Source organism: Microbulbifer taiwanensis, from assembly GCF_014904815.1.
In the GTDB taxonomy this organism is placed as follows: Bacteria; Pseudomonadota; Gammaproteobacteria; order Pseudomonadales; family Cellvibrionaceae; genus Microbulbifer; species Microbulbifer taiwanensis.
Map to the genome: position 1 here is coordinate 1 of NZ_JACZFR010000024.1, position 14175 is coordinate 14175.

Genomic DNA, 14175 nt, shown 5'->3' on the forward strand with positions numbered 1-14175 from the left:
CCACCACCTTTCCCTCCCCGCTCGCCTCCCTGCCGGCGCCCTAGTCCCGCCCCGGGCCCCCCCCGCTCTGGGGGGAGGGCTAACTGCAGGAGCGGCCCATGGCCGCGATCGGTCTTGCAGTCCACTCCAACCCTGCAAAAGGGTGAGGAGCGACCCACCACTCCAGAGCGGCCCAGCCCCCGCCCCACTCACTCCTACCCGTCACTTAATAATCCACCTCAAGTTCCCCTGAGAACTACTTGGCAAACCTTAAAAAAGTTCCCTGCCAAACCCCTATTTATGACCTGCTTCACGGCCCCAAACCCGCCGTCTGACTAAAGTTCGCCCACCGGGGAGTGTCTACCCGGTAGCGGCACCAGAGGGTGCTGCAAACAGGAGTTTCAATCGAGAGTGGCGGCTGATAAGTGGCGATGATGTCGGAAGTAACTGGACGGAAATCTTGGAAGAATGCGCTTGTTGGCTTGGTGCTTACCCGCCGGCAGATGCCGCTGGTTGCATTTGGGCGGTTGATTTCGGCCCTGCTGCTTTTGATGGTATCCGGGAGCGCCTGGGCGGCCTACGGTGATATCTGTGTGGTCGGTGAGCAAAACCCGCCTACAAACCTGGTGACCGTACAAAATGGCTACTGTGAACTCTGTGGCTACGGGTTTGTGGAGGTGCAAATCACCAACCCTTACCGGGCCGGTACCAATGCGCCGGACGGTGATGAACCCTATGAAACTCGAGTAACTCAGGTATGGTATAACCCTCCCGGCCCCGGTGGCCCGGCTTGGTACGATGTCACCCAGAGCCGGCGCAACCCTGATTACGGTTCGCAAAACCCGGCACTGGATTTTGGCAGTAACGGCCTCACCATCGCCCTGACTAACGGGCTGGAACGATATACCGGTGTTGCACCTACGCTGCCGCTGGGCGGCAGTGTCAGTGGCTCCAGCACTGTCACTATCAGCAATATGTCGGATCTGGCCCCGGGTCGGACTGTTACTGTGCGCATTCCGGTGCACCGCCGCCCGACCAACAGCCCGGAATCTCTCTACGGAACAACCCCCCTGGCCACTGCCACGATCAACTACACCATGCGGGATGGTTGTGAAGATGATCCCGGCCTCCGCTATAACTGGCGGAATAACGGTTGGTACGACAACTTTCCCGGAGATGCCGACAACCCGCCCACCAATTTCTGGCAGAACTACAGTCGCCCCGCTAACCAGGATACCGGCACTGTGGATATCCGCGAGCCGGGAATCGCTCTGAACAAGCAGGGCTGGAACTACGACAGTGGCCAGCGCGAGGGCACCCGCAGTGATCAGGTCTTCGGTCACAACGACGATGACGTCGTCTGGCGGATCAACATCCGCAACACCGGTGACGCGCCTCTGCAGGATCTGCGTATCGACGACCTGCTGAGCCGCGCCGACGTGATGGATGCAAACTATGTCTGCCCGACGGCCGCGGCAGCCGATGCAGTCGCAGCCAATAATGGCGCCCTGCCTTTGGGATCCAACTGTGTGGCTACAGACGCTGCCACTGGCACCGTCCTGGCCAACTGGGATGTGGATGCGCCCTTCGGCCATAACGACAACATTCCCAACCCCTATGCGGGCACCGTGAACGCGGTGAACCCCGGCACTGCCAACGATGCCATCGATATTCGCCAGGGTGGCAATATCAACCTCTATGTGGTCGGCAAGATCCACGACGACGGTTCCTGTGCCTCTGGCCGGCTGACCAATACTTTCAGCGATGTGGAGTTTGGCTGTGCGGTGCAGACGCCACCCGGTGGTATCGATTCCAACCAGTCGGAAACTGCGCGACTGGATACCTACTACGGCCTGGGCAGCGGCACCAACGCCCTACGCGTGGAGCGGCAACTGACCGGTATTACCGGTACCGGCCCGGTGGGCATGCGCGGCCTGATGACCGTCACCCTGCGCAACGAGGGCAGAGGTACCGTCTGGTTCGACCCGAGCATGGCCTGGCATTTGCGCGATGTGCTGCCGGATGAGTATGTGGTGGACCCCAGCTTTGAGCCCACTATCGAAAATGCCTATTCTCTCTATGGGGCTTATGAGGGACGTGTGGACCAGTTGGAGTGGGTTAATGCCCAGGGCACTATTCCGGGGAACACCAGTGACACCACCAGTTATCTCAATAACTCCCAGCCGCAATTCAAGCTGACCAGTAGCACCACAGATTCGGATAACGACCAGGTCGAGGAGAGCACCGGCCTGATGCGCCACGGCGATGTGGTCGTTATCCGCTTCGCGGTGGTGATGAAGGAGGCGGATTATTTCGACCGCGCCGCCGACCTGGACGTGCAACAAGAAGATCCCAGCACAAGCCTGTACCAGCGCCCCGGAGAGAAGACCGATCCGGACCTGAGCGGATTTTCCAGTTTAAACAACACCCTGGTAATGCGGATCAAAACGCTTTGTGATGCCCAGGGCGTGCTGCAATCCACCATGACCGGCAATGGCCAGAATAATACCTTTGCCGCCACGGATACTGGCGTACCGGTGGATTTCGACCCGGAAGAGCTGGATATCAGCATCAACCAGCCCACGTTCATCCTCACCGACGATCGCAGCCAGACGACGCCCCTGTCGGTCACCCTGACCAACAACGGCGGTGATGAGGCGCGGAACTTCCGAGCCTTTATCAGTTTCGGGGCCACGATTAATGTAGTCAATGCCACGCCGCCGATGGGCTTCAGTTGTTCTCCAACGAGCGTGGTCGGATCGCCCGTACCCCAGCCGGACCCCTACAAGGTCTGGGTGGTCAATCCTCCACCGGATTCGCTGACCAATTTGCACATGCCGTTGCCCACCAATGGCACCGTTTACCAGTGTCAGCCCAATGGAGTGCCATTTAACGCGGCACTTGCGGCGGGTGCCAGCGCTACCTTCGAGTTTGAGGTCAACAAAACCACGGACCCGGCCGGTATCGCCGCCGACGACCTGACCTTCCGTGCCGATGTTGTGGGGGAAATCTTCACGCTCAGCGATTTTACCATCGCGGCGACTCAGGTCAGCGTCAATAATGTCGGCGTGGGCCAGGTCAACAACGGCGGTAACCGCAGCATTTCTTCGGTTACTGTCAACGATCCCACTGCGATCACCAATGGCAATCCGTTGTGGTTCCCGGCCCCGGGCAGCGTGGGCAATACCCGCACTGATGGAGAGGTGGATCGCGGCAACCTCTATTCACTGGATGCGCACTGGTCGCGGGGTATCGGCTTTAACCTGAAAAAAGATCAGGTGACTGCGGGTGACACCGATTCCGGCAATTACGGCGGGGTGCCGGATCTGGGCATCTGTAATGAAAACACCGCTGACGTCAGCCGCGCGTCGGCAAATACTTTCCCCGGTCAGGCCAAGCCTGCAGAGCACGTGCAGATCGGTGAGGAATGTACCGTCCGTATCCAGACCGGTGGCTGGTTTGGTTTCGAGTCCCGAGGCTTCAACTTTATCGGTGTACGCGATATCCAGGTTCTGGATCAGATTCCGAATGGTCAGAGTTATATTTCAAGCACTGCGCCACTGGTAACAGCACAAATCGCCGGTGCTACACAGGCTCCCAACGATCCGGCCACGACACCCCTGAATGAATTCAGTCCTTTTGGTTGGCGCTTTACCGGCAGCGAGACCAGCAGTGATCCCGGTGACCTCTACAGCGATTATGTCGTGGATATTGATCAATGGTTCACCATCAATTCCACCAGCCGTCTGCTCAACAAGGTGCAGAATGACAGGGTTGCACCGAACGTCCACGGCGATAATAGCGCCAATGTGTTGGACTCTACCTTTGGTGCCACCTTTGTCAACAACAACACCGGTGAACGTGAATACTACCGTTTCGGCAACGGCCAGGTGGGTCGTGAACCGGCCCTGTCGGAAGGTACCACCGTGGGCTACCCCAACGAGCCCATCCGTCGCGTCGATGTAGTCGTTACAGAACCGCTGATCGAAGTGGTCAAGGAAATCTGTGATGTCTCTGATTTTAACGCCGCGACCGGAGCCTGCGGCGCCGGATGGACCGCTGACTATGTGGGCGCTGTCACCACCAACGACTACATCTATCGTCTTACCGTCAGTAGTGAGGATACAGCGGGCGGTCACCCGCGTCCGCCAGTTTACGATCTGACGGTGGTAGATACCCTGCCGGATTTACTTTATATCGAGGATCTCGATAGCGACGGCATTGATAACGATGGCGATGGCGTCGTGGACGAAGCTGGCGGTGAAGGTGTCATCGTCGGTAATGTCATGAATGATGGCAATGACACTGTCATCACCTTTTCCCACGACCAGGGCGTAGACGGTACCGGACTGCGTCGGCTGGAGGCGGGTGCCAGTCTGCACCTCTATTACCGGGTGAACCCTGACGATCGCATCGCCCCATCCGAGACGCTGACCAATACCGTCGTCGTGACCTACTACGATTCGCTGGAAGGCAGTGGCAATGATCATGGAAATCAGACCGTCGTCACGCCGGGCAGCGGAGAGCTGGGTGGTGCGCGCACCTATCCGGCGTCCGGTGATGCGAATACCGAAGCCGAAGCCTCGCTGACTTTCACTGAACCGACCACCGAGCCGAAGACCATCACCGCCCTGTCGGAAACACCTTTGGTGGGCAGCGGCACCCAGCCGGTCAAAATCGGTGAGGAAATCGAATACACGCTGACCGCCGAGCTGCCGGTGGCCCAATTACGCAATCTCACGGTCACCGACGATTTACCGTCGGGCCTGATTTGTGCGGATGCACCCACCATCGACCTGAGCAACGACGCACCCTGGAGTGCCGCCGGGTTCAAGCGCCCGGACCTCACCGATGTGGGCGATGTTGCGCCCACTTGTACCGACAACCAGGTGCGTTGGGCATTTGGCGATGTGGTGCTCACCAATCCGTCATCTGACCGGGATTCGAACCGCTTCACATTCGAGCTCACCTTTATTGCCCGGGTGCAGAACAGTACCGCCAATAATGACGGCACTTCCCTGATCAATGGCCGACCGGCAACCAATGCCACCCTGGAATGGCGCGACGAAGGCAACAATGATCACAGTCTCGATTATGGCCAGGTGGAGGTTCAGGTTACCGAGCCGGTTATCGTCCTGAGCAAATCCTTTGCCGTCACCAACAGCGATGCGGACGATATTCTCACGATCACCGTTACCGCGGAAAACACCGGTACCGCCAACGCTTACAATCTTCAGGTGCTGGACGATCTCAGCGGCAAGAAACTGACCTTCCTGCAGGCCTCGGGCGTTGCGGGTACTGATCCGCCTGATAATATTGATACGACGACTGTCGGCGCCAATGCTCCGATATTCAGCTGGAACCGTGCCAACAGCGATTATGTAATCGCGCCCGGCGAGACCAAGTCCTTCACCTTTGAGGTACAGGTAGATCAGGACGTAGAGCCACAGGAAATTCTCGACAACACTATTCAGGCCCGCTGGCAGTCGCTGCCCGGTCAGGATGTAGCGCTCAACAGTTCCAACAGCATTGGCACCGACGGCGCCGCCGAGGGCATGCGCAATGGCCAGCTGCCCGGTGAAGCGGATCCGCAACCTGGAAGTATCAACGACTACGAAACCAATGCCGCGGCACAGACCGAAGTGCTGCCACTGGTATTCAGCAAGACCGATCTGGACCCGTCTGTGGTGCCCACCATCGGTGCACACAAGCAGTTCCAGCTGGAAATCCAATTACCGGAGGGTGTCAGCCAGAATGTAAACATCGTCGACCAGCTGAATGCGGGCTCGGTAAGCTATGTGCTGAATACCGATGATGCAAACTATCCGGTCAGTTGTGAGTACCAGGATATTGAGTCCATCAATGGAGCCACGGCCCCGGCGAGTGATCCGGATTGCTCGCTGTTAACTGTTCCCACCGACGAGAGCACCGGTGCTGCTACCTGGGATGTCGGTGCGGTAGATACTGCGAGCGAGAACGATACGGCCAGCAGCGCGGTGGATCCGCGTGTTCGCATCACCTACTTTGCCCGGATCAACAATGATACAGACACCGATGCCGGTGACAGCCTACAGAATGACGCAACCCTCTCCTACAGCCATGGAGAGAGTGGTGCGACGGAAAACCTGAACGACAACACTGCGGCAGTAACAGCGGTCGAGCCGCAGCTGAACATTGGCAAAGCCGTCAGCAATGCCACCAATCCGGGCAACCTACCAGTAGGTGGCGACGTACTGGAATATGTGATTACCGTCACTCACAACGCCACCTCCAGCGCCGGCGCTTTCGATCTGAATCTAGTCGATACGCTTCCACCTGAACTGCAGTTCGACAACGGCTCTACTCCCACAGCCACGGTGAATGGAAGTCCCGTTTCAGGCTTTGTCGCCACACCGGCCGGCGCACCGTCCGGCCCCCTGGTATGGGGGCGCGACAACGGTGATAACAGTCTTGACCTGCCCCTGGGCGGCACTTTGGAATTGACCTATCGCGCAAAGGTAATGGGAGTATTCGGCAATCCGATCAACAACAGCGTGATGTTGGACTGGACCTCGCTGGATAACAGTAGTCCCAACGATACCGCCTACGAGCGTGATGGTGAGGGCTGCCCGACCACTACCGACCCGGACGACTACTGTGTTGGTCCGGCAGAGGCGAGTATCGATACCGTCGACAACACCAGTATCGTCAAAGATGCGATCGCCGATACGGATATCGATACCGCGGTCGGCGAGATGCGTGTGGGGGATACCGTCACCTACCGCCTGGAACTGAATCTGCAGTCTGGCACCACGCCGGCGGTCATCATCAGTGACCAGCTGCCACCGGGCCTGACCTTCGAATCGGTGCTCAGCGTCAACGGCGATAATGCTGCCCCCTACAGCGACAGCCTGAACGGCTTTACCTACTCGGCCAACAGCGTGCCGACAGCGGGTACCACTGGTACCGTTACCTGGGATCTGGGCGATATCACCAGCGAGTTCGGCAACACCAACGCGTTTATTGTCGAGTATACGGCGACAGTTACCGAAGATTCCGGTATTGCCGCGCCCAGCGCGACCCTGACCAACACCGCCAGCCTGAGCTACACCGGCGCCGCGTCGACACTGCAGGACGATGCGACCATCACCGTGCTGCAACCGGTGATCGACGGCCTGAGTAAAACTGAGCGCAACGGCAAGGCCAGCCCCTATGTCGTGACCGACCTGGCCGGAGACGTAATGCAGTTCACCCTGCACGCCTGTAACTCTGGCCTGGCACCTGCCTACGATCTGTCGTTGACTGATGATCTGGCAACGCAGATGGACGAAACTTCCATCGCCAATGTGCAGATTTCTGTCGACGGCAATCCACTCGCCGCCGGCACTGACTACACCTACACGGCGCCGGCGGTCCGCGGCGGCGATATGCTGTTCCAATTCAGCACTCCGATCGCCGTCGGTGCCTGTCTGGATATTGACTACGATATTGGCTTCCATACCGATGTTGGCGGCGGCCAGACCTGGTTCAACTCCTTTATTGTGGATGAGTACTGGTCTCTGCCGGCCTCCAGTGGCCAGCAGTACGGCCCGGTTAATCTCGGTACCGGTTTCCAGATGTCTACTGCGCCCACCAGCGTCGATCCACTGCAGAAATTACTGCTGCAGCCGGCGGACGGCACTGCGGCCGTGGGTGAAGAAGTGGTCTACCAGTTGATGGTGCCGGCCACCGATACCAGTTCCGCAATTTACGATATCGCGGTCACGGATACGTTGGATCCGAGCCTGGAGCTGATCAGTGTCCAGGATGTGAGTGCGAACAATTTCTCTATTGATGACTCCAATTCCAGCGGCAACGACCTGGACCTGCGTATCGATCTGATTCCGGCAGGTACTCGCGTACAGATCGAGATTCGCGCGCGTGTCGCCAACAGTTCCATCTCGCAGGCTGGTCGCGGCTTCGAAAATGTTGCCAGTTACACCTACGCGACTGTCGATGGTGGTGCCGCGCAGGATGGCGGTAATGGCACAGCGCCGAACCTGACCATTGTCGAGCCACAGCTCAGTCTGGCGAAAACTCTCGATAACCAGACCAGCCCGGGTGACGCCCCGGATGCAGGCGATATCCTGCGATTTACCCTAGATCTGAGCGAGGCTGGCAGTGCAGATAGTTCCGATGCACTGGACCTGGTCGTCAGCGAACAGCTGACCATGGGGCTGGAATACGTTTCCGGCAGCGCCACTTTCGGCGGCAGCGCTATCGCAGACCCCGCAGTGGCCGGTGACGGCACCAACACCGCGCAGACCCTGGACTGGAACCGCAGCAACAGCGACCTGGATATTGCAGCGGGCAGCAGCAGTCAGCTGGTATTTGACGTCCTGGTGCTCGACACCACGCTGGCGGCAAGCGACCTTTCCGGCACCGGTCGTATCGAGTGGACCAGCCTCAACGAGGACAACAGCAGCATCTACGAGCGCAACGGTTCCGAATTGCCGGCCCTGAACGACTACGTTATCAAGGATGAGATAGCGCAGCTCACCGCCGCCAACGACAGCACCATTGCCAAGACCCGTCTGGACGACAGCTACGGCACCGGTGACGCGCAGCTGCGGATTGGTGACTTCGTCGAATACGAACTGCGCCTCTCCCTGCCGGAGGGCAGTGCGCCCAATGCGGTCATGACCGATACATTGCCGCAAGGCATGGTGTTTGACGGCACATTGGCGATCAACGGCGACAGCAGCGCTCCGTTTGCGGCAACCGCACCCTTCAGCCACGGCGATATTGCCGAGCCGGTGCAGGCCGGCGACCCGGCCGTGGGCCCGACCACCGTAAGCTGGAATGTCGCCGACCTGGTCAACACTGGCGACAACAGCGCGGCCAACGACGAATTCGTTATCCGCTACCGCGCGCGGGTACTGAATGGGGATGTGCACCCCTGGCCGGCCAACAATACGCCGCTGACCAATAATGTGGACTTCAGCTTCGACGCGGCTACAGGTGCAGAGAGCCGCAACGACGGCGAGACGCTGGATCTGCTGCAGCCGAACCTGGCGCTGGCGATCAGTTCCAACCCGGCGGACGGCAGTACCCTCGCGCCCAATGACACTGTCGACTACACGGTGACCATCACCAACAATGGTTCGGCACCCGCCTACGATATGATATTCCGCGATACCATTCCCCATGGTCTGCGCCAGGGCGGAGTACAGGTCCAGTCTGTTTCTGTGAACGGCAGTCCGATTGTCTCATCGCTCCCTAATTTTGACCCATCGACGGGTGAAATGGTTTGGAACCAACTCAGTGATGTTCCTGTTGGCGGAACAGTTGAGCTGGTCTATCGGGTTACAGCCGACAGCAATCTGGGTGCGGGCCTGAACCTGCAGAATGCCGCCTTCGTTGAGTTCTATTATTCGCTGGACGATGACAACCTGCCTTCGCTGGGCAGCGCCACTGCCACAGTGGATATGCGCGAGGACTATGGCCCCACCGCCGTCGAGAGCGTGCAGTTCAATACTCCCAATGCGGCACCGCTGCTGATCGAAAACACCCAGCCCCATGCGTCCATCGGCGAGCCCTTCCGCTACCGGATCACCATTCCGGAAACGACGCAGAGCACGGCACTGCACGATGTGCAGGTCCGTATGAACCTGGATACATCCGCGGCTGACCTGGTGTTTGTCGAGGCGGCCAAGGTCTCCGGCAGTGCGGTGTTTACGCCGGTCAATACCGGTTCCGGCACCGACCTGGTGATCGAGGACACTGCCAACGGCATCGATGTGCCGCCGGGCGAGCAGGTGGTGATCGATGTAACCCTGCGCCTGCGCGACAGCAATCCGCCCAATGTGGACGGACTGGCGTTCAATAACAGCGCCACCTACGGTTACAACTACGAGAATGACAACACCGCAGCAGGGCAGGGTAGCGGTGCGGGCAATAGTACCGCGGATATGCTGGTGGTCGAGCCGACTGCGTTGACGATGACCAAGTCCGGCCCCGCCAGCGTGCAGTCCGGCCTGCCGGGTCGCTTTACCCTGGACGTGCACAATATCGGTACCGGCCCCGCCTGGGATATTGCCATTACCGATATACTGCCGGACAACAGCCCGGGCGGTATGTGCGAGGCACCGCCGGCGAATTTCACTGCGGAAATCGTCGATGGTGGCGGCGGTAGTGTTGCGACCCTGAACGCCGGCGAGCACTTCAATACCGCCTTCGATGGCGCCAGCTGTACCCTGACGGTGACCACCGTCGGCGCCGCCGCGTCCGTCCCGGCGGACCATCACCTGCGCATTGGCTACGACGCCTACCTGGATGCGGATACTGTCGATGGCGATACGCTGACGAATATCGCCGGCGTGGAACTCTGGCACAGTTGGGACAGCGCGGCTCCGGATGCGCGCCAGTATACGCGCGCGGCGCCGACCGACGGCACCCCGGGTACCCTCGACCACGAGGACGCCTATACCGTCAGCGCCGCGGTGCCGAGTGTGTCCTTCTATAAGACGGTGGAGAATGTCACCGCGGGACAGAGTCCGGCCAGTGTCGCCGCCCCCACCGATGTATTGCGCTACACCTTGACGCTGACCAACCTCAGCAGCGTCGACGTGGATGGTATCCAGATTACCGATGACCTGGGTCGTCTAAACAGCCTGCCGCTGTTTGAGTCGGGATCCCTGGCCAATATCGTCGTGAGCGGCGGAACCAATAATTCCGATGCGAACGGCGGCACCCACAACAGCGGTCTGCTGGACCTGAGTGACCTGAGCCTGGCGGCTGGCGGCAGCCTGGAAGTCACCTACGAAGTGACTCTGGCGGCAGTGATCGACAGCGGCACTGCGGTCCTGAACCAGGCCCAGGTGCGGCTGCCCGGCCAGCTGCTACAGGACAGTGACGACCCGAATATCAACGGCGCCGACGATCCGGATGTGGCCGGCGATGAGGATCCGACCCGGGTCATCATCGATTCAGCGCCGCAGCTGGTGGTGCAGAAGACCTCCGTGGATATTACCGGCGACGCCGATTTGTTGATGCCCGGCGATACTCTGCGCTACAGCATCCGCGTGGAAAACATCGGCAATGAAAATATTGTCGACGCGCTGTTGCGCGACCAGGTACCGGCCAACACCACCTATGTGGCTGGTACCACGACACTGAACGGCACGGCAGTCGGCGATGTCGGCGGCACTACGCCGCTGGCTTCCGGCCTCCCGATCAGTTCTCCCGGCGAGGCGGAAGGGGTTGTCGGTGCGGCAGCCGGCGGCGCTGCGGCGCTGGTAGTCGGCTTCGATGTGACCATCAACGATGTCAATGACGGCACGATTATTTCCAACCAGGGTTTCGTCAACGGCGCCGGCGCCGGCAGCGGTGCCTTTGAGGAGGTGCCCTCGGATGATCCGTCCACCGACGCGCCCAACGACCCGACCATCGATATCGTCGGCGATGTGCCGCTGTTGATTGCGCACAAGACGGTGGAAATCGCGGTGGACAATATATCCGCGGGTATTGTCGATCCGGGCGATGTGCTGCGCTACACCATCGCCGTGACAAATATGGGCGGCGTGGATGCGACCCAGGTGGCACTGACCGATCAGCTGCCGGCCAATACCACCTATGTGGCCGGCAGTACCACCCTGAACGGCATTGCCGTCGCGGACAACGGCGGTGGTACCTCCAGGCTGGACGCCGGTCTGCCGATTTCCTCCGACGACCTGACGCCGCCGCTGCCGGGCGCCGACGAGGGCGTGATCACCTCCGCACAGACGGCGACGGTGACCTTCGATGTGACCGTCAATGCGGGTACGCCGACCGGGACCGTGATCAGCAACCAGGGCAGCGTCTACAGTGTGGAGCTGCCGCTGACCCTGACCGATGCCGACGGCAACCCGTCCAACGGCGCCCAGCCCACCGAAGTGGTGGTGGGCGATGCGCAGCAGCTGTCGATCACCAAGGAAGTGGCGGTTGTCGGCGGCGGCGCGGCGGAGGCCGGTGCGACCCTGGAATACCTGGTGAAGGTCACCAATATCAGCGCGGTGCCGGCTACCTATGTGGCCATCACCGACGACCTGCTGGTGGCCGGTGAGAACGTACTCACCTACGTTGCCGACTCGGCGCTGCTGAACGGCCAGGCCGATGGTATTGCCGTGGATGGTTCCGTGATTACCGCGGACTTCGCCGCGGTCTACGGCGAGCTGCAGCCGGGTGACACCGCGACCCTGCGTTTCCAGGCCAAACTGTCGGAGAGCCTGGAAATCGGCTACCGGGTACTGAACACCGCCGAAGTGCAGTGGAACGATCCCCCGTCCAACAATCGGGCCAGTGTCGCCATCGATGTGGGCGGTACGCCGGGTATCGCCAACCTGAACGGCTACCTCTGGCACGATGTGAATTTCAACGAGCAGCTGGATGCCGAAGAGCGGCTGCTGTTGAACTGGACCGTGGAGCTGCATTTCAACAATGCGTTGCTGGAAACCGTGCAGAGCGATGAAAACGGTTATTTCCAGTTCGATGGCCTGGTCCCCAACTATGCGGGCGGCGCCAGTTACGAGCTGAAATACACCGCGCCCGATGCGGCTGAGAGCACGGCTTCGCTCGGCATCACCAGTTCGGACTTTACCAACGGGCCCCAGCTGATCAGTGAGATCTTTGTGGGCTCGGGGGCCAACCCACAGAACCTGAACCTGCCGATTACGCCCAATGGTGTAATTTACGATTCCGTGCTGCGCCAGCCGGTTGCCGGTGCCACAGTTACCATGCTGCGTGCGTCGACAGGGCAGGCGCTGCCGGATCGCTGTTTCGACGACGAGAAGCAGCAGGACCAGGTAACCCAGGCCGGTGGCTACTACAAGTTCGATATCAACTTCAGCGATGCCGCCTGTTCCGCCAACCAGGATTACCTGATCCAGGTACAGGCGCCGGGTGACGACTATGTCGCCGGGCAGTCGCTGATCATTCCGCCGCAAACGGATGCGGAGACCGCCGGCTTCGATGTGGGCGCCTGTCTCGGCAGCAATGCGGATATGGTGCCGGGTACGGCGGAGCACTGTGAAGCGCAGTTGTCCGAACTGCCGCCGCCCCTGGATATCGATGCCCGCGATGCGGCCACCGACTACTACCTGCGCCTGACCCTGGACGACAAGCTGATTCCGGGTGAGAGCCAGCTATTCAACAACCATATTGCGCTGGACCCGCAACTGGACGGCGCCCTGTCGATCACCAAGACGGCGGCGCTGTTGAACGTGACCCGCTCGCAACTGGTGCCCTACACCATCACCTTCGGCAACACATTGCCGGTGCCGCTGGCGGACCTGCAGCTGGTGGATTTCTTCCCCGCCGGCTTCAAATACGTGGCCGGATCTGCGCGCCTCGATGGCGAGTCGGCGGAGCCGCAGGTGAACGGTCTGCAGCTGATCTGGCCGGACCTGCGCGTGGATGCGGACCAGACCCGCGAGGTGAAACTCCTGCTGGTCGTCGGCTCCGGTGTTGGCGAGGGCAAGTACGTGAACCGCGCGCGTATGTTCAACCAGCTCTCCGGCCAGCAGGCTTCCGGTGAGGCCTCGGCCACGGTGCGCGTGGTGCCGGACCCGACCTTCGACTGTACCGACGTGATCGGCAAGGTCTACGACGACAGGAATATGAACGGCTACCAGGATCCCGGTGAGGGTGGTGTGCCCGGCGCGCGGGTGGTGACGGCTACCGGTCTCAATGCCACCACCGATGCCCACGGCCGATTCCATATCACCTGTGCGGTAGTACCCAATCAGGATCGCGGTTCCAATTTTGTGCTCAAGCTCGACGACCGCAGCCTGCCCAGCGGCTATCGTCTGACCACGGAAAACCCGCGGGTACTGCGCGCTACCCGAGGCAAGATGCTCAAGTTCAACTTTGGCACCAGCCTGCACCGCGTAGTGCGCCTGGATATGGCCGAGGCCGTGTTTGAACCCGAAAGCACCGAGCTGCGCCCGCAGTGGCACTCGCGCACGGAACTGCTGCTGGAAAAACTGAGTGAAGCGCCGTCACTGCTGCGCCTCTCCTACCTGGCGGAGAATGAAGAGCCGAGCCTGGTGGAAGAGCGCCTGCAAGCCATCAAGGCACAGATTGCCGACGACTGGGCGCGCAACTACGGCGACTACGAACTGACGATTGAAACCGAAGTCTTCTGGCGGCGCGGCGCGCCGCCGAGCAATGGAGGATTCGATTGATGTCCTCTTGTGAATG

1 protein-coding gene is annotated in these 14175 nt (G+C 60.2%); it reads left to right on the plus strand.

All coding sequences use genetic code 11. The annotated features are described in order from the left end of the window. Positions 1-605: 605 nt before the first annotated feature. Positions 606-14159, plus strand: coding sequence for an isopeptide-forming domain-containing fimbrial protein (locus tag IG627_RS07995; RefSeq protein WP_226864845.1), 13554 nt, complete (start codon positions 606-608; stop codon positions 14157-14159). The last annotated feature ends 16 nt before the right edge of the window (positions 14160-14175 follow it).